Origin of the sequence: Hymenobacter siberiensis, from assembly GCF_018967845.1 — a bacterium.
Lineage (GTDB): Bacteria > Bacteroidota > Bacteroidia > Cytophagales > Hymenobacteraceae > Hymenobacter > Hymenobacter siberiensis.
Genome location: NZ_JAHLZZ010000001.1, coordinates 3,590,157 through 3,609,058, shown reverse-complemented (window position 1 = coordinate 3,609,058; position 18,902 = coordinate 3,590,157). Strand labels below are relative to the sequence as shown.

Below are 18,902 nucleotides of genomic sequence, written 5' to 3'. Positions count from 1 at the left end.
TGACATTGAAAGGGGGTTACTACGCGAGCGTAGGTGATGTTGAAATATCGCAGAAGCGGGTGGTGAAGTCCGTTAACCAGCGGGTGTGTAGTTGGAGCTGTAAGGGCTCTTCTATGTTAGCCGTTACATAGTCTCCGATGCTTGTGTCGTAGCGCCCGGTTTCCTTGGCGAATTTTTGCACAAAAGCCACCAACTCCGTGAGCGTCATGGTACCCAATTTATCGTAGCTCAAAAACCCGTCGAATAATTGTTTCTGGGCTGACGCAATCAATGATTCCACCCGGTCTTCTGGGTGCTTGGTTAGTTCAAGAAACAGCGTTGAGAAGGCACCCAAAAGAAGGAAGGCACCATTGTGCGGTGAGGCAGCAAGCAGGCGGGAGCAGGCCCCACGCAGGTGCTTGATATTGTCACGTTCCTTTCCTGTATTGTCTGGTGGTCTCACCATGAAATCCAGGTATTTCCAAACAAGGTCTTGGTCGAAGTATTTGCCTTGTTGTGTATCGGTTGGTAGATATTGAATTCGGGCGTACTTCGAATTGAAATATAGGTCGAAGTACTCGCTTAGATTTTCATCGGGATTTAAGCCCGCGTCGCACGCTGCTCCCATTTCAATAATTGACCGCTCCCGCTTCGCCCTGATTTCGGTATCATTGAAAACGAGTAGCGCTCCGATGTATTTTTCAATGAGGCTATTTTCTTTTTGGTTTTCTACAACGGCCTGCGCCTGAGCTTTGGCGCTCTCCGGGGTGGTATATCGGGCCAGATACCGTTGAAAAGTGTAGCGCAGCTCCTCGGGCGTTTGCTTGGGCGCCAGCACTACACTGAATATTTTTTTGGTGTATTGGATGGTGTAGTCTTCAATAACTCCCAGCAAGCAAAGCCGGTGAATAGCGCGGGCGGTATCAGCTTCAAGTCGTATCCGGTCGTGTTTTTTAACGAATAGTTTAACTAACTCGGCAGGCATACCCCGCTGACCAGTTGGACCGGTAATATCCCGGCCAGCAGCATTGGCAAAACTAGCCCCACTAGTAGCACCGGCATGCTGCTCAAGCGCCTTCTCAGTAAAATGGACGTTAAATCTGGCTGCATCTTCACAGAGCTCCCAAATGGTACCGTTGCCAAAGCCGATGACTAACTCACCGGGTTTCTCACCATCCTTAACGCGTTCCAATCGCGGAAGAATACCCTCGACGCTGCCGGGAGCTACTCCGCCGCCCAGTGCCTCCACCAACGCTTCAGATGTGCTACGGGCCTCCGCTGGTAAGCTCATTAAAAAACTAACGGCGGTATTAACTACTCTTTTTAATAACGCAGAGTCAGCCGCTGGTTCCTTGTCTTCGATGTAGCCTAGTAGACTTTGGGGGTTTGAAACAACTATCCGACCATACTTTGCGCCCTCGGCAGTTTGCAGGTAGAGGGCTTCGGGACTTTTTGCTCCTTTCCGGGTATAGAGCCGCGCAGTAATTTCCTTTTCCGGGAAGGCTTCGCTTAAAAGGGCATTGAGCGCGCTGCACTCCCGCGAAGGAAAGGTAATTAGGGTCAGCAGCTCGTGTAGTACCTGCACTTCCTGGTTACGGGCTTTGAATGAGCGCTCGAAAAAGAAATTGTTCGTGTCGAAATCTACCGTGGGATGGTAGAGAATGTAATTGAGCGCAACTGCCCGGTCGCGCCCGGCTCGGCCTGCTTCCTGCACAAAGCTTTCAATGGAGCCAGGAAATCCGTAGTGCACGGTAAATCGCACGTTGGGCTTGTCGATTCCCATACCAAAGGCTTTGGTGGCGACCATCACATTTAGCTCGCTATTGACAAACTGCGTCTGCATTATCTGCATATTCAATTGGTCGTCATCTTTTGTGACGCTGTCATCATCGGAGCCCATAAAGTAGCCTGTTTCCAGTTTCAGACCTTTCTTGCTGAGCTCCTCCAAGTTCGTGTGTACTTGCCGGACTCCAATTACTCCCTTCTTGTGCGGGCAAAAAATGAGTCCCGCCTGCGCCAGTTTGTTGGTGCCAGGGGTTGGCGCATAGAACCCTGCTGGCCATGCCGCAAAGGGGGGTGGAGGCATAAATGGAGGCACAGAGTCCTTTTCGCGCGACTCATCAGCAACCGGAATAAAGGATGGCTGCCCATTCAACGCGAGCAAGGCAGCGGGCACCTCAGCCAATAGTTTTTCTAAACGCTCGTGCTTAGCGTTGCCAACGTCCTTACTGTTTACTCTTACTTGCTCTTCTTCCTCTTCCCCTGTATGATTCATTACCGGCACTATTCGCACATGTAGCTCGGGCCGGGCCATGGTTGCCGTGCGAATAATTGCCGACTGGTCTTCATCCAGATGTAACTCCCGTTGCACGTCGGCTAGCACATCAAACGAGGCCGTGGCGGTGAGTCCATATAGGGGCACTTCTTTTCCGGAATAGGTGCCGCAAAAGCGTCGGGCATTCTCGCCTAGCTTCAGGTAGGGCGTGCGGAAGTCGTGTCCCCATTCCGATACGCAGTGCGCTTCGTCAATCACGCAGTATGTAAAGCCCACTCGCGTAGAGCCCACTCGCGGGGTTGGTTTACTCATCGTAACAAGATGGTCTCGGAAGTCCTCCTTAATAACTAGGCGTTCAGGTGATACGAAGAGGAACAGTAGTTCTCCCTCGCGCAACTGGCGAAGCCGGTAGTCTTTTAGTTGACGCCCAATAACTGAGCTATTGAGGTAAGTGACACCATCTATCCAGTTGCGGACCAGGCCTTCGTACTGGTCCTGCATCAATGATTTAATAGGCGTTACAACAAGAGCAACGCCAGGCTGTAGCAGCACTGCCAACTGAAAGGTGAGAGATTTGCCACCGCCCGTTGGTAATAGGCCCAGAACGCTTTTCCCCTGCAGGCCCCGGCTGATAATCGGGAGCTGGCCCTGTCGCAGAGCCCGCTTACGAAAGATATCCTGCACCAGGGATTCCAGAATACGGCACCGTTCCTTTTGCTCATTCGTATTCGCTATGTACGACTCATTGGCCGGGTCGTAGTCTACCAGCGGAGGGTACTCAATTAGCGGAGCCGAGCGGAAGCGGCGAGCCCGGCGGGCACTGTGGGCCGTGCGTATTGTCAGGCTCTTAGTTCCGACGAGCACAGGGGCCTGCGAGAAACCAGGGCGTTGCAAAACCGATACATCGAGTAGTAAATCGTACCCATCGTCGGTATTCGGCGCAATACCGGGCTCCATGACGATAGTCCCCGGATGGGTTAGCTTCGTTGGCTGGGAAAATTCCGCAGTAGGAAAGATGTGAAGCTCGATGGTTGGCACCACTCGTAGCTTTCCTTCCAGCTTATAAAGCCTTTCAAGCAGCTCCAGTAGTAAGGCAACCCCTTGCTGCGCGCAAGGCACGTCACGTTCGATGACAGCCAGGCGTAGTGGCCGGGTTGAGTCTCCAGCAGTGGTGGGTAATCTCTGGGGAGAGATGGTGCCGTTCATCAGCGCCTCCAATAGGGTGCGTTGCACCCGGGCCACTGCTAAAGGCCCTAACGTGAGTTGCAAGGCAGATAGGCCTTCAACTGTTTGTAGTAACGACTCGTGATAATTAGCGCTGAGCTGGGCAAAATACGGGTGTTCGCTCACGACTTCGCGAAGGGGAGCCATACGATGCGTGGCGTCGGCAAATCCATTGTCTGCCACTGGCAGACGTATCGGAAACCAGCTAGCGGCCAGGGCCGCACTGTCGCGTCGATTATCCTTTTGCGCTTGCGCATCCTCGTTATGATGCGGACCGTCCACTTCCAGCACTACGCCCGCAACCCGGTTGGGCCACATATATCGGCTGCCCTCCGGTTTCAATCCGGCATTGTCGGGTTGCCATGGATAAGGAAAGGCAATGGTGAAATCGGCTGCCTGAGCCACGAAATCACCGAGCCGTACCTCTTTCTCCTTGCGCAGGTGTTCGACCTCGTTGGCGCTCCAATCCAATAGCCCAGAGAGCTGGGTTTGGGGGCGAAGCAGCTGCGTTAAGTACGCATCGCCGCCTTGGTCGGGTAACAGTAGCGCGGCGAAGTCCTGCTCCGCTTTGCTGTCAAGTAATCCATCGGTACGCCAGAGCCCTATCTGCCGATTTAAGGCTGGACCTGGTTGAAGCCTTGGGTCGAGGGGATGCAGAGCCCGCCAGAGTAGCCTAGCCTCTTTGGCTCGGTCGTCAATATCAGGCAGGATAAACCGCAGGCTTCCTTGTTTATGCTCATCAATTGTATCGAAATCTAGTTGACCAGACTCATTGAGCCAGTTTGTCTTAGCCGGCCAGTTTTCCGAAAGTATTGCAGCCGCCAGGCTTAGCGGGGCCCGGGTCGGTAGTCCACGCATCATCAGATTGGCCGCCACGGTCCAGACAGCATAGGGGGCTACAGCATCGTATTCAGGGGCTGCAGCGTTGAATGAGGTGCTGCCGTGCACCTCAAACCACGATAGCTCATGAAGTAGACTTTGTAATTCTGTCTTAGCCTGTTTGCTGTTAGTAGTTGCTCCTTCAAGTAGTATGGACTCTAATTCTTCAATAAAATAACCCGCTTGTAATTGCATAATAGGGGGTAAAGAGACGAGTAACTTGGCAGTCTGCAATATAAAATTTGTATTGCAGGCTGCCAAGTTACTCATCTGGTTCTAATTCAAAATCTAACTTTGAATTAAGCGGCCATTACCGTGCAAACCGCCCCGTCTAAGGTGGTGCTGGTCACCGCCATGGCCGGCCCATCCCAAGCCGCTCGCATGGCTTGGTGCTGAAGTTCTTCCACCACCTGCGCGTAGCGCATCGTATTCTGAATCTTGGCGTGGCCCATCACCCGCTGCAACACCGTCACCGGCATGCCCCGCAGTAGGCTTTGCACCGCAAACGTGTGGCGGGCCGTGTGCATCGTCACCAGCTCGTGCAACGGCACCGCCGTTTTTACCACTTGTCCGCCGGCTGTACTCACCACTTCCACCGGCCGCGACAACCCCGCCAGCTGCGTTATTTTCTTCAAATACCGATTCATCGGCTGGTTGGCCAGCACCGGCAGCAGCCGCGCCCCGTCAAATTGCCGTTCGGGCGTCGCGTACCGGTCCAGTATTTCAGCCGCCAGCTTGCTCAGGTAGATGCTTACCGTGGCCCGCGTCTTGGTTTGTATCAGCCGAAGCACCCGGTCCCCGTCGCCATTGGCCCCCAGCAAGTGCAGGTTGCCGGCGTGCAGCGCCGCCACGTCCGAGTAGCGCAGGCCCGTGTAGCAGCAAAATAAGAACACGTCCCGCGCCGGCTCCAACGTCTTCGAGAGCTTCACCGCCACCAGCGCCGCCAGGTCGGCCCCGGTCAGATACGTTTTTGCCTGGTCCGTGTACTTCACTTCCAGCCGCTTCAATTCTAGCCCCAGCGTCAGCCCCCGCTCGTCCTGCGCATGCCGCAAAAACGTCTTCAAGTCCTTCAGCAACGTATACACCCCGTTGGCCGATAAGCCGCATACCGTCCGCAAGTGGCTCACGTAGTCGTCGTGCACCGCCGAAGTGTAGCCGGCCAGCAGCAAACCCTTGCGCCGCGTCTTCTCCAAAAACGTCTCCAAGTGGTTACACGCCGTTTTGTAGTGCCGCAGCGTGTGAAAGGCATACCCCCGCCCAGCCAGCACGTCCCGAAACTCCGCGAACCGGGCCACGAGCGTAGGCTCTTCCTTCACCACCACAATCACCGGATTCACCACCTCGCGCATCAGGGTCACGTTCGGTGCCACGTTCGCCGTCCGCAGCTCCCGGTACTTGTCCTCCAGCCGCCGCACCAGGGCCACTAGCCCCAGGTTGGCCGAGGTGTAGCCCGGAAACGACCGCCGAAACTCCTGTTCCTTCTCGTTCCACTGCCGGGGCTCGCACCGCTCCTTCGTCGAGCAGCGCAGCCGCACCCCGTCAAAACAAGCCACTACATAGATGGGCACCGTGCCCGTCTTATCCTGTTTGTCATTCCGCAACTCAAATGAGATTTTCATGGGGGCTAGAAAAATAGGTGGCAGAGGAGGTGGCAGAAAGTCGTTGGTAAGTCCAGGTACTAGCGTTGGTAAATGCCATTTGGGCGGAACGCAAAAAAGCCTCAAAAACTGCATCTGCGAACAGATTTACAGTTTTTGAGGCTTAATTTATCGGCGTTCCTAGCGCCATTCAGTACCCGGAGCCGGAGTGTGACCGATTGCTATAAAGTGCTATAAATTAGGTGATAGGAGGGGAGATGCTAGGTGTTGGGGCCAGAAATGGGGCCGCTTTCCGCCAAATGCCGCCGCACCTCCCCCTTATCAAAGCCAAGCTGTTCAATCACCTCCCACAGCCGCTCAATGGTCACGTCGGGCGAGCTGGGCAGGTAGGAGGAAATGTAGCCCCGTACCCGCCACAGTTCGGTAATGTCGGCCGCGTCCATCGGGTAGGGCTTGCAGTGGTGGTTATCGGAGTAAAGAAGCACGGTCATGTCGCGCCCCGTTATCCGCTCCCGGATGCGCTTGAGCATGACGCTCTCGCTCGTCACCACCACGTACATTTCCCCAGGGTGCAGCAGCCGCCAGTTATCGACGTAGGAGGTCACCACAATGTCAGAATGATTTACAGTTGGCTCCATACTGTCACCAGATACCTCAAACGCCCGGAAGGTGCCACGCTCAAACCGAGGAATTCGATACTTCGGCAGTTCACGTACAAACACCGCTTCGTTATGCTGAAGAGTATAGCCGGCCTGCGCGTTGACCGGAACCAGTTCCGTGTTTTCTTGCCCGTCCAGGCCAACCGTCACCGCCAATACCTTACCGCTGTTGACCACGCCAGAACCGAATGACTCCGGTTTGCAAACTGCCACTGAACCGCGCAGCATCGGCCCCTCACCCAAAACCAACCAATCCAACGACAATTCGGGCCATTTGCGCTGAAAGTCTACCAGAGTAGGAAGCGAGGGCTCCGACCCCTGCAGGATTTTATACAACTTACTCGTGGTATTGTAGCCCAGGGCCTTCGTTGCGCTGCTGGCATTCAAGCCTAAGTGGTCAAACAGCTCTTGCACCCGCACCGTGACCGGCGGGAGTTTTTCTACTTCATTACTAAGCCGTTCCATAATTTTTCCGTCTTTGGTGCAATAATTATACCGAACTAGGGATATGTTTGTATAGCAAAGCAGATGCTTTGGTCCACAAGATACAACAAATACGGGAAAGAACATGGAACAAAACAGAAAAGATGGGGTACAAGCCGAAAAAGAGGCTACCCCGCTACAGCTCGTACTACAAAAACTCGGCGGCAACAACACCGTAGTGCAAGACACGTTGGCCCGCCTCATCGCCGCCGGCATCAAAACCAGCCGCAGCGCCTTGTACCAAGCCATTGCCGGTCGCAGTCACCGCAAGGAGCTGGTCGATACGTTCCTGGAAGTGGCAGAAGCCGAGTTTATCCGCCGCCGCCAAGTGGAGGACCGCGCCCGCCAGCTCGTAGCCAAAGCGTAGCCATGCAGCCCGCCGTCATCCTGCAGCCCGCCGACTTCGCCGAGCTGATGCAGCGCATTGCCCGACTCGAAGCCGCCGAGCAGGCCCGCATCCTGGCCAGCACCGCTACCCCCGACGAAACCCTGACCACCGCCCGCGCCGCTCAATACATCGGCCTGAGCACCGATGCCCTGCTACGCGCCCGGCGTGCCGGCCGCATCGTCGGCGTCCGGCTCAATGAAAAGGACTGGGGTTTTCGCCGCTCTGTCCTCGACAAATACCCCCGCCGCTGCCACCACGCAACCGCATGAGCCAGGTCGTAATTTCTCTTTTCGACCACTCCGGCCGATTTGTAGAGCCGTGGGCCGCCGCCGGCTACACTTGTTACTGTGTGGACGTGCAGCACCCCGCCGGCGAAACGTGGATGGGCAACGTCTGCCTGGTCGGCGGCGACGTGCGCCACTTCTCCCCGCCGCCCGGCCCCATCGCATTCGTCGCCGCTTTCCCGCCCTGTACCGACCTGAGCAACGCCGGCGCGCACCTGTTCCGGGTGAAAGGCCTGCGGGCGCTGGCCGCTGCCCTCGACCTGGTGGGCACGGCCGCCGACCTGTGCGAACGCCTGGGCGCGCCCTACTTCATCGAAAACCCCAAGGGCCAGCTGCGCCACTACTGGCGGGAGCCCGAGCACCGGTTCAGCCCCTGCGAATACGCCGGCTGGCTTACCAACCCCACCGACGAAGCCTACACCAAGCATACCTGCCTGTGGACCGGTCACGGTTTTCAGATGCCGGAGAAGCGCCCCGTTTTCCCCATTCACGGCTCCATGGTCGACAAGGTGCCCGGCTCAAAGAACCGCGCCAATATCCGCAGCCTCACCCCGCGAGGATTCGCCGCCGCGGTATTTACCACTCACCACCAAACAAGCCCAACCCCATGAGCACTGAGCTTACCCCCATTGTCGGGCCACAGGCCCTACCGGGTACGACCCATAAGTCCCTTCTCACCATCCAGAAGGCCACCGTCAAAAAGCAGCTGCTGGCCGCCGAGTTCAGCGAACAGGTGGACCTGCAGAGCAAACCCCGCGAGTTCACGATGCAGGGCACCGAACTCGTACACCCCGCCCTCGAACGCTGCTTTGCCCGACTCGTCCCACATTTCTGCCTCCTGACCGAGCAGCTGAGCGAGAGCGCCGACTTCTGGTCCAACGACGGAGCCACCGAGCCAATGCCCGAGCACTTCGACAGCTACGGCATCACCGGCCTAATCATCGGCAAGAAAGACGGCGTGACCCTCATGGGTTTCCGCAAGCTCGAAAGCGGCAAGGTCCTTAATCTGACCGGCCAGTACGTCAGTTTCGCCGAGCAGTCCGACGAGTTCGAAGAATCCAACGCCTGGCACTACCCGCATACCGACGACCTGAAAACGCTGGTGGATGAAGCCCTGGCCGAGATTGACGCCGCCCTACGTGGCAAGTGCAGCGAGGCCGGCCGCCAGCTCGATATGTTCCAGCAACCCCAAATCGGCGAAATGGAAATGGGCGAGGTCGTGCAATCGGAGCAGCCCGCAGCCCTGCCGGGTACGACCCTGCCAGGCGCGGCATCCAAGCGCAAAGCCAAACGTGTAGCCGCCGAGTAGTGAGCCCGCGCCTTGAATTACGTCCAGCACACCCGCGCCGCTCACGAGCAGCTGCTCACCCACCCCGAGAGCCGCCCGCACCACTTCACCCTGTATTGGGCGCTGTTCTTCGCATGGAACAGAGCCCGGTTTCCCGCTGCCCTCACCCTGAACCGGGACGAGCTGATGGCCGCCGCACGCATCGGCAACCGCGACACCTACACGGCCACGCTGCGAACCCTCGAAACCTTCGGCCTGCTCATCTACCAACCCAGCCACAGCACCAACGGCAGCCGGGTACTGATGACGGAACTAACCGGGGAGGTTGCAGCACAAGTGAGCCAACCCAAGGACGGCGGTTACCCCATAAATGAGGCAACCGCCGCCCCCGAGGTTGCCGCACAGGTGGGCCAACCGGTTGCCGCACAACCAGGGCAACCCAGCCCCGAAGTTGCCGCACAAGTGAGCCAACACTCCTTATTAAGTAAAACAGTTGATGTAAACGGTACTGTAAACAGCGCCGCCGCACCTGAAAAAAAAAGGGAGAGGGTCTTTTCCGACGACGGGCTTTTAAGTGCGGAAATTCTCGATGACAACCGAAGGACAGCGCCAGCTACCGCCCCGTCTGACGGTGCAGTACCGGACCCAGGCGCGGCCCCAAAGAAAAAAGTTGCGCCAAAAAAGAAAGGGGTGCAGGCCGAAGCCATCCGCGCAGCTGCCACCCCCCAGGCCACCGAGCTACCCGTGCCCGGCAGGGGCCGACAGAGCAGAGGTCGACAGACCCGGCCCGAAACCACCTTCCAGGAATCGGCCATCTACCACAAAGACAAGTTCATCGCTGCTTTCGAGGGCACCGACTACGCCCTGGCCGACCTCAACCACTACCACGAGGCCGTCAACCTCTGGCGCGACAAGCAAACCGGCGAACTACCCCGCCGCGCCGACTGGGTAGCCACCGCCAAACGCTTCATGTTCAACGATGCTACTGATAACCGCCTCAAACTTGCCCCAGGAGTCCAGCGCCACGAGCCAGGCAATGGAACCAGCTCCGGCACTGCTAACCCCGGAGCATCAACTACTGGCTACCGTTCGCGCCGCTGGGATTCGTGACCTAGCTCGCGCCACCACCCCCGACACCCGCGAACTGCTGGCCGAAATGTCCTTCGGCCTCACCAAACAGGTAGCCCTGGCCGCTCCCAAGATTTTCCAGCTCAACCAGCGCCTAGGGGAACAAACTGTGGTCAAGCTGCTGGTGGCCGTGCTCCGGGCCTTCGTCGACTCGCTCCGCGTGAAGGACAAGCCCGATGCCACCGACCTCATGGAACTGGCCGAAACCCTGGCCCAGACCTACACCCACGACAGCATCAAGGACATCATGCTGGCCCTGAAAGAAGCCCGCACCAGCGGCCACAACTTTTACCAGGCCCTTGATATCAGCACCGTTTTCGCCATCATCACCACCTACTTCGAAGCCAAAAGCAGCTACCTGCAGCACCGCCACCTCGACCGCAAAGCCACCGGCACCAGCACCCAGGCCGCCGACGTGCAGCTGCTCGGCGATGCCGCCCCCCGGATGCTCGAAAACGTGGCCCAGCAGATTCCCGACGACCATCCAAACGCCGCCGCCCTGCGCGAAAAGCTGTCCATCACCAACGCCAAAGCCCGTCGCGGCCTCATCACCCCAGACCAAGCGGCCCAGCAACGCGCCGAAGCCCGGGCCGCCGGCCAGCGCAAGGACCGCCACGACTGGAAAGCCAACCCCGAAGCTCAGCGCGCCATCGACCAGCGCCACGCCCAGCAAAACCGCGACATCATGGACCGCTACAGCACATGAGCACCACTCGCTACTACCGCGCCCGCTGCGGCAGCCTCTACCGTGTCACCCACACGCCCGCCCGGCCCGCCACCAAAACCAGCAAAGCAACCGCCACCAAAACCAGCAAAGCAACCGCCACCACCATCCAGGCACGCCGCAGCACCCGCGCCACCACGTTTAGGGGACCCCTCTGGGGCAAGTCTACCCTACTGAACCCGCGGAAGTCGCCCGCCTGGTTAGCATCGGCTCATTCACTGAAGTACCCGCCCCATGAAGCCCACCGCCCAAACCACACTCGACCTTTACGTCCTGAAAGCCGACGAGATGACCGCCCATATTCTCGGCTACCTCCGGGCAAAAGGCTACGTCGCCTGGGCCCAGGACAACCGCGGCCGCTACCACCCCAAAACCGGCCGCTGGTACCCGCACCCCAACAACCGCATCGGCGTACCCGATATTCTCGGTTACCGCAAGTCCGATGCCCGCTTCATCGGCGTGGAAGTGAAAGCCGGCCGCGACAGCCTCAGCAGCTTTCAAATCGACTTCCTGAACGAGTTGAAGGAGTACGGCGGCCTGCCATTCGTGGCCTATAGCTACGAGGGTTTCGTGCAGTCATTTGAGCGGCGCGGGCTGCACCTCGCGGGCACCCCAAACGCTGCTCCAGAAGCGCCCTACCTAACGAGCCTGCCAGGTCTCACCATCACCTCCGACGAGCCCGCCCCTTACCAGATGTTTAAGATTCCCAGCCTCGATACCTGCTTCGGCGGCGAAAAGTCCCAAGGCTATAACAGTGTGCCCGACATCATCGGCTTCCGCCTCGCGGACGGGATGTCTGTCGGTGTCGGAGGACCGCAAGATGAAAAGCCGGCCGCGACACCCTACGCGACGACCAGAAGCAGTTTCTAAACGAGCTGAAGCAGGCCGGCGGCGTGGCCTTCGTCGCTCACGATTTCGCCCAGTTCCAACAGTCATTCGATGGCAGAGGTCTACAGTTTCGCAACAACAGCTTAAATGCTCATTTGCAATAGCCTTTTAGCATTACACCTTGCAGTAAGTAGCGAAGGCTGACGGTTTGCGCCACATATTCTACTTTTGAGGGCTGTAGTAGACGAATATCTGATACAGTACACCATTATGTGGTTACCTTGACAGAACGAGGCTGCTAAGAATTCCGAGCTGAAAAATCGCCCTAGTTTCAATACATGACTATCATACACCAAGTCAACGACTTCCTATATAGCCTCTTCCCAGAGACCGAAGTCTTCGGTCAAAATCCTGACCGCCTGACCGAGTACCTGACCGATTTTTACACCTATGGGCCCTTCAGACCCAAAGTCACCATTGACAAGGATATAGTAACCGTACAGATTGACACCCAGGCCATCAGCAGCCAGCAGGGCGAATACAACAAGGTGCTCAAGATGTGCCAGGAAGGCCAGTTTCAGCAGGCCCTGCCGCGCCTTCGCAAGCTGATAGAGCAGAACCCCACTGTCTCCGAGTACCACCGCGTCCTAGGCCAGATTCTGTCCGAAACCGGGACCAGCGACGACGCCATCGACGCGCTGATTGATGCCCTCCGCTGGGAACCGCGCAATGGCTACGCCCTGATTATGCTCGGTAACATCTACGCCCGCACCAAGAACGACATCACGGCCGCCAACAAGTTCTACGACCAGGCCCTGGCCGTCAATCCCAAGGACTTTATTGCCATAAACAACATCGGCGGTAATCTCATGCAGCTCGGTCGGGCCCAGGAGGCCCAGCGCTACTTTGAGATTGCCCACGAAATCAACCCCGACTACCCCAACGTGCTCTACGCGCTGGCCATGACGCGCCAGCAGCAACGCGATTACACCGGTGCGTTCGGTTTCGCCTCGCAGGCCCTGCGCAACGCCGGTGCCGGCGACCCCATCCGTAAAGCATCCCTGGCCTTACTGCTGCAAACGGCCAAACAACAGACCGGTAGCACCAATACCTTCTCGCTGGCCGATGCGTACCAGGAGCGGTTGGAAGCCGCCTCGGGCAAGGAAATACGCGTCGACGCCGACGAGCACATCCCCACTGCTGCTAAGCTCGAGATAGCCGAGAATTACAGCCGGCTCTACCACCAAATCTGGTTCAAGCCTAGCTACCCGGCCGTTGACCACCTGGTCATGCACGAGATGGTGCACCTCGATTTCATGGTGCAAGCCCGCGAGGAAGGCAACAACCGGCTGTTCACCACCACGAACACCGCCAAGCAGTCCTTCATCAAGTTGGCCCTGCCGCAGCTCAAGAAGCTGGAGAAGTCCGGATACAGTGACAGCAACATCACCGGCTTCATTGAATCCATATTTGACGGAATGATGCGCCAGATTTACAACGCGCCCATCGACCTGTTCATTGAGGATTTCCTGTACCGCGAGTACGTGGAACTCCGGCCCACCCAATTCCTCTCCCTCCACAAGCTGCTGCTCGAGTACATCGATGCCGCCCGCAACAAGCAGGTAGCCACTTTCTCGCCGCCGTCCGTGCATCGGGCTAACACCGTCCTGAATATCGTGGCGGCCATTCACTTCAAAGAACTGTTCGGCTACGACCTGACCCGCGAGTTCCAAGCCTCCGTGGCCGACCTGAAGGAAGCCCAGCGCTTGTGGAAGGAGTACGAGGAGTACCGCGTCGACCGCCAGCCCGGCGAGGAATACGAACTGGTGCAGCACTGGGGTAAAGACCTGGGCATGGCTGCCTACTTCGAGTTGAAGGACGAAGCCAGCGTCCGCGGCGACATGGCCGCCGGCCGGGCCCAGCCCGAGGGTGCCCGCAACCAGCCTACTCCCAACGCCGACTACACCGCTGAGCCCAACGGCGAGCAGTCCCCCGAGGAGGTGCTGGCTGCCATTGAGCGCGACCCGCTTGGCTTCGATACACCGCCGCCAGCCGATGCCCTCAAGGAGCCGCTGACTTATGGCGACAGCCCCGCTGGCCAAATGGCTGTCATGTTCTACTGCCTCGATGCCCTGAAGTATTTCGCCGAGGTTGCCCGCGAACAGCTTCAGGCCGTCACCTTCGAAATTGCCTTGCTGGGCCGCTCCGGACTTGACCCTAACAACCGCACCAGCAAGTACAACCTCGCGTCCCTCCCCGGCAAGACGTTCTCGGCGCTACAGTTGCTGGCTTGGATGTACACAGGCTTTCAGGAGCTTGAGCCGGGCATGGATACCGGCCTCGATTTCGCTAAGGAGCTTCAGATGGCCCGTGCGATGGCCGGCGGCAAGTAATGAGTCCCGACTTCGAAGCCATCTTGGTGCAGCTGCGCCAGTTCCGCGACGAGCGGGACTGGGCGCAGTTCCACAATGCCAAGGATTTGGCGCTGGCCATTAGTATCGAAGCAGCCGAGTTGAATGAGCAGTTTCTGTGGAAGCAGGCGGACCAAGCAAACCCTGACCGGGTGCAGGAAGAATTAGCCGACGTGCTGCTTTATGCTTTTCAGTTGGCCGACCGCTACGGCTGGAACATTCCGCAGCTCATGCAGCAAAAAATAGCCCGTAACGCTGAGAAGTACCCCGCCGACAAAGCCCGTGGCAACGCCACTAAACATACCGAACTCTAGCTCTTTCAATGATTGTCTACCAGAAATCAAAGGCCGAATTCCGCGAAGATGTCTTCTCCAACAACGTCGAGAACATCATTCAGGCCCAAGTTCTCCAAAAGCTGGGTAAGCGTACCGCTCAGTCAGAAATCAACTCTTGGCGTAACTCCATGCAGTACATGGACCGCGTACTCAGCGACAGTCAGATTCCTGAAGACAGCGGTGTCAGTATTGAATACCAGCTACCATATTCGGGCTTGCGCATCGATTTCGTCCTAACTGGCCAAGACGACTCCGGCACCGACAAGGCAATTATTATTGAGCTAAAGCAGTGGTCCACCACTACTGCCACTGACCAGGATGGTGTAGTCGCAACCTTCCTTGGCCGTGGTATCCAAGAAGTCAACCATCCGTCCTATCAGGCTTGGTCCTACGCTGCCTACTTAGAAGGCTTCAACGAGACGGTTTACGAGGAAAATATAAAGCTGCTTCCCTGTGCCTACCTGCACAATCATTCCGATGATGGTGTGCTGACCAGTGGCCAGTATGCCGGTTACGTCGAGAAAGCACCCCTGTTTTTCAAGTCCGATGCCGCCAAGCTCCGCGACTTCATTCGGGAGCACGTCAAGCAGGGCGACCGCACCGGTATCATGTACCGCATCGACGGTGGCCGCATCAAGCCCAGCAAGCAACTGGCCGAAGCGTTGGCCGGCTTGCTGAAGGGGAAACAAGAGTTTATACTTCTTGATGAGCAGAAGGTCGTGTATGAAACGGCACGCAAGCTGGCTGCCAAGGCTACGAATGACAACAAGCAGGTCCTCATTGTGCGTGGCGGCCCTGGCACCGGCAAAACGGTGGTGGCCATCAACCTGCTGGTGGCTCTCACAAAACAACCACTGAACGCCAAGTACATCAGCAGGAACTCGGCACCGCGCCACGTCTACAAGCGAAAGCTTACAGGTACTATGCGCGGCTCCCGTTTCGATTCTTTGTTTGTGGGTTCTGGAGGCTTCACCAAAACGTCCGACAACACTTTTGATGCGTTGATTGTGGACGAAGCGCACCGTTTGAATGAGAAATCAGGCATTTACCGTAATCTGGGCGAAAACCAGATAAAGGAAATAATCACATCCGCTCGTTGCTCAATATTCTTCCTTGACGAAAATCAGCGTATTGCTGTGCAGGATATTGGCAGTGAGGATGAAATACGGCATTGGGCCGCTCAAGCTGGGGCAGAAGTGCATGTCAAAGATTTGCACTCACAGTTCCGCTGCAATGGTTCTGATGCTTACATGGCGTGGCTCGACAGCGTGCTGGATATTCGCGAAACAGCTAACCCGACACTTGATGCCACAGACTACGACTTTAAAGTTGTAGAAACGCCTGATGAGTTGCAGCAGCTTATCTATAAAAAAAACGCACTAAACAATCGTGCTCGAATGGCTGCCGGCTACTGTTGGAAATGGAACAGTAAGAAGGATGATAAGAAGATGGACTTTCAGCTTTCCCCAACTTTTCAGCATCGTTGGAACCTCAGCAAGTACGGTAATAACTGGATTGATGACCCTGGCTCTGTGACCGAGGTTGGCTGTATTCATACCACGCAGGGACTGGAGTTGGACTACATCGGCGTTATCATTGGCCCCGACCTAGTAGTGCGGGATGGACAGGTCATCACAGATGCAATGGCTCGGGCCGGAGCGGATAAAACAGTAGAGAAGAAGAGGGAACTCATGAAATCGGCTGAAGGGCGGACTCTGCTCGATGAGGTGATTAAAAACACCTATCGAACTTTGATGACGCGAGCCATGAAGGGCTGCTACGTGTACTGCACGGACCCTGAGACTGCAGCCTATTTACGCCGCCGCACCACTCAACCAAGTTAGGCTCCTCCACGCCAGGTCCATCCACGAGACTCTACGCCGGCTCTTCTACCGACTTCATCACGGCCACTGCCCACAATGCCATTGTAGGCCAGCTCAAAACGGCCTTCTTTGACTACTACCGCACCGAGCCCCAGCCCAACGAAGTTACATCTTGGCATAACTCGTTGAAGTGCGTCAGTCGGGTCTTTGAGCAGGCCCAGCTACTCGACCATGGTGTATTGCTCGAGTATCAGTTACCCTTGACTTCCAAGCGGCTCGATTGTCTCATTTGCGGCCACGATGCACAGCAGCAAAGCCAAGCTGTCATCATCGAGCTAAAGCAGTGGTCCGAAAGCCAACCCTCAGCTGGGACTAACGAAGTAGTCACTTGGCTAGGTGGCCAGCTGAGCGACGTACTACACCCATCTGCCCAGGTGGGCCAGTACAGCCAGTACCTGACTGACGTCCACACTGCTTTCAACGGCACAGATGCTGCCATAGGTCTCCACGCCTGTGCCTTTCTGCATAACTACATGTTTAAACCAGCTGATGCTATACTGGAGCCGAAGTTTGCTAACCTACTGCAGCAGTATCCAATCTATGGGGCACAACAGGAAGAGGAATTAGGGACGTACCTGCAGCAGCGTTTGGCTGGTGGCAACGGCCAGTCCATTCTTCAGCGAATTGACGCTGGCCGCTACCGCCCCAGCAAAAAGCTGCTCGAGCACGTCGACAACATCATGCGCAAGAAAAGCACTTATGTGCTGCTCGATGACCAGTTGCTCGTATACGACCGTGTCCGCACTGCGGTGCTCGATGCTCAAGAGAACCAGGTAAAAACGGCGATACTTATTCAGGGTGGTCCCGGGACTGGTAAGTCAGTTATAGCGCTGCACTTGCTTAACGACTTGTTGCGCCGCGATGTAAAGGCCCACTACGCTACCGGCTCCAAGGCCTTTACCGAGAACCTGCGTAGTCAGTTCAGTTCCCGCAGCAACGGCTTCTTCACCTACTTCAACGCCTACGGTCAGGCCATTCCTAATTCCCTCGACGTCGTCATCTGCGACGAGGCCCACCGTATCCGCAGCTCCAGCAACTCCCGCTTCACCCGCCCCGAACAGCGCAGCGAACTGCCCCAAGTGGAGGAGCTGCTTCAGGTGGCCTGGGTATCAGTATTCTTCATCGACGACTATCAGCGAGTGCGCCCCGGTGAGATTGGCTCCTACAGCTCACTCAAGCAGGCGGCCGAGCAGCAGGGTGTCATAATAGCGGAGTTCAAACTCGAGGCTCAGTTTCGGTGCGCCGGCTCCAGCGGCTTCATCAATTGGCTAAACAACACCTTGGGCATCCAGCGCACTGCCAACGTGCTTTGGGGCACCAGTCAGGGCTACGATTTTCAGATAATCTCGTCCCCCGTTCAGATTGAGGAAATACTTGAACAGCGCCGTCAGGAAGGCCACACCGCCCGCATGGTGGCCGGCTTCTGCTGGCCCTGGTCCGACCCATTGCCCGATGGCCAATTAGTCGAGAACATCACTATTGAAACCGACGAGTTCAGCTACCACCGTCCGTGGAATGCGAAGGACAACGCTGGCCGCCTCGCCCCTGGCATTCCTAAGACTTCGCTGTGGGCTACCGCTCCTGGCGGCATTAACCAAGTGGGCTGTATATACACTGCTCAGGGGTTTGAATTCGACTACGTCGGTGTCATCGTCGGCACCGATTTGGTCTACCGTCAGCAACAGGGAGGGTGGGTAGCGCAAGGAAGCGCTTCTTCCGATACTGCCATTAATAACTACCGTGTGCGGCCCCAGGAGCAATTGGAGTTCTTGCGCAACACATACAAGGTGTTAATGACCCGTGGGACCCAGGGATGCTACGTTTATTTCCAAGATGAAGAAACAGGCCGGTTCTTCCAGACCCGGATGGAGTAGTCGCGCATGTGTAAATACTGCAAGGTGCTCTAGGCCACTTGTAAATAGCCTCTTTCTGAAGTGGATTAATAGCTCTTTGCTCACGCCCGCTTGCGCTGCTGCTTCCCTTTCAGTTGCTCATAGCACCACGCCGCTGCTTCGAACGCCTACGCCGATAACGTCACGAACGTGTACCGTACTCGGTCCCGCGAGATGTAGTCTCTCATCGAGTCGCGCTGTCCATGCGCCCGCAGCTCGGCCGCTTCGCCTAGCGCCAGAGCCTTAGCAGTGTTCCTGTTGAAGACGTGTGGGGCATCGGCCACCAGTACGCTACCAAGCTCTACGCCCAGGGCATCACCGCTGCCGACCTAGCCAGCTGCTCCGAATGCTTACGCCCGCAAGCACCTCGGCGGCGTAGTGGGAGCAAGGCTGGTGCGCGAGCTGCAAGGTTTCCCCTGCCACCAAATAGCCCACAGCGAAGACGGCACCCTGAGCCGCCAAAGTATCGCCTGCACCCGCACCTTCGGCTGCCCCCTCACCAAACAGTCCGACCACCCCAACGCCGCCGCCCTACGCGAAAAACTCAGTATCACCAACGCCAAAGCCCGCCGCGGCCTCATCACCCCCGACCAGACCGTCAGCCTCGGCGGGTTAGCAGGTCGCCCAACTGACCCTCTATGATA

Annotated in this window: 15 protein-coding genes; 12 read left to right on the top strand and 3 right to left on the bottom strand. The window is 57.1% G+C overall.

From position 1 onward, the window contains the following. Positions 1–19: 19 nt before the first annotated feature. The 3 genes from KQ661_RS22610 to KQ661_RS15740 all read right to left on the bottom strand — a co-directional run bounded on the left by KQ661_RS22610 (position 20) and on the right by KQ661_RS15740 (position 7,184). Positions 20–4,552, bottom strand: coding sequence for a DEAD/DEAH box helicase (locus KQ661_RS22610; RefSeq protein ID WP_216726403.1), 4,533 nt, complete (start codon positions 4,550–4,552; stop codon positions 20–22). A 104-nt stretch (positions 4,553–4,656) separates the two neighbouring features. Further along, complete coding sequence (locus tag KQ661_RS15745; protein ID WP_216726402.1) at positions 4,657–5,976, bottom strand: site-specific integrase; 1,320 nt, start codon at positions 5,974–5,976, stop codon at positions 4,657–4,659. Positions 5,977–6,215: 239 nt separating this feature from the next. Beyond that, positions 6,216–7,184 carry a S24 family peptidase gene (locus KQ661_RS15740; protein ID WP_235726992.1) on the bottom strand — a complete coding sequence of 323 codons (969 nt, stop codon included), beginning with the start codon at positions 7,182–7,184 and terminating at the stop codon, positions 6,216–6,218. Between KQ661_RS15740 and KQ661_RS15735 the strand changes: the two genes are divergently transcribed. The 12 genes from KQ661_RS15735 (at position 7,183) to KQ661_RS15680 (ending at position 18,900) form a co-directional block, all read left to right on the top strand. Continuing rightward, a complete protein-coding gene (locus KQ661_RS15735) occupies positions 7,183–7,464 on the top strand; it encodes a hypothetical protein (protein ID WP_216727470.1) in 282 nt (93 codons plus the stop codon). The genes KQ661_RS15740 and KQ661_RS15735 overlap by 2 nt on opposite strands. Positions 7,465–7,466: 2 nt before the next feature. Then, a complete protein-coding gene (locus KQ661_RS15730; RefSeq protein WP_216727469.1) occupies positions 7,467–7,754 on the top strand; it encodes a helix-turn-helix domain-containing protein in 288 nt (95 codons plus the stop codon). Beyond that, entirely contained in the window at positions 7,751–8,380 is a 630-nt protein-coding gene (locus KQ661_RS15725) for a hypothetical protein (RefSeq protein ID WP_216727468.1), read from the top strand. Before KQ661_RS15730 ends, KQ661_RS15725 begins: the two co-directional genes overlap by 4 nt. Further along, the gene (locus KQ661_RS15720) at positions 8,377–9,078 is read left to right on the top strand and encodes a hypothetical protein (RefSeq protein WP_216727467.1); all 702 of its coding nucleotides are present in this window, start codon (positions 8,377–8,379) and stop codon (positions 9,076–9,078) included. The genes KQ661_RS15725 and KQ661_RS15720 overlap by 4 nt, the downstream gene beginning before the upstream one ends. A 12-nt stretch (positions 9,079–9,090) precedes the next feature. After that, positions 9,091–10,167, top strand: a complete 1,077-nt coding sequence (locus tag KQ661_RS15715; RefSeq protein ID WP_216727466.1) for a hypothetical protein — start codon at positions 9,091–9,093, stop codon at positions 10,165–10,167. After that, on the top strand, positions 10,061–10,891 hold the full coding sequence (locus KQ661_RS15710) for a hypothetical protein (protein ID WP_235726991.1): 831 nt from the start codon (positions 10,061–10,063) through the stop codon (positions 10,889–10,891). The genes KQ661_RS15715 and KQ661_RS15710 overlap by 107 nt, the downstream gene beginning before the upstream one ends. A gap of 252 nt (positions 10,892–11,143) precedes the next feature. Then, positions 11,144–11,779, top strand: a complete 636-nt coding sequence (locus KQ661_RS15705) for a VRR-NUC domain-containing protein (protein ID WP_216727464.1) — start codon at positions 11,144–11,146, stop codon at positions 11,777–11,779. 296 nt (positions 11,780–12,075) lie between these two features. Beyond that, positions 12,076–14,130, top strand: a complete 2,055-nt coding sequence (locus tag KQ661_RS15700) for a tetratricopeptide repeat protein (RefSeq protein WP_216727463.1) — start codon at positions 12,076–12,078, stop codon at positions 14,128–14,130. Continuing rightward, positions 14,130–14,462 carry a nucleotide pyrophosphohydrolase gene (locus tag KQ661_RS15695; RefSeq protein ID WP_216727462.1) on the top strand — a complete coding sequence of 111 codons (333 nt, stop codon included), beginning with the start codon at positions 14,130–14,132 and terminating at the stop codon, positions 14,460–14,462. Before KQ661_RS15700 ends, KQ661_RS15695 begins: the two co-directional genes overlap by 1 nt. A gap of 8 nt (positions 14,463–14,470) precedes the next feature. Beyond that, a complete protein-coding gene (locus tag KQ661_RS15690) occupies positions 14,471–16,327 on the top strand; it encodes a DUF2075 domain-containing protein (RefSeq protein WP_216727461.1) in 1,857 nt (618 codons plus the stop codon). A 239-nt stretch (positions 16,328–16,566) separates the two neighbouring features. After that, positions 16,567–18,240 carry a DUF2075 domain-containing protein gene (locus tag KQ661_RS15685; RefSeq protein WP_216727460.1) on the top strand — a complete coding sequence of 558 codons (1,674 nt, stop codon included), beginning with the start codon at positions 16,567–16,569 and terminating at the stop codon, positions 18,238–18,240. 396 nt (positions 18,241–18,636) lie between these two features. Beyond that, a complete protein-coding gene (locus KQ661_RS15680) occupies positions 18,637–18,900 on the top strand; it encodes a hypothetical protein (RefSeq protein WP_216727459.1) in 264 nt (87 codons plus the stop codon). The last annotated feature ends 2 nt before the right edge of the window (positions 18,901–18,902 follow it).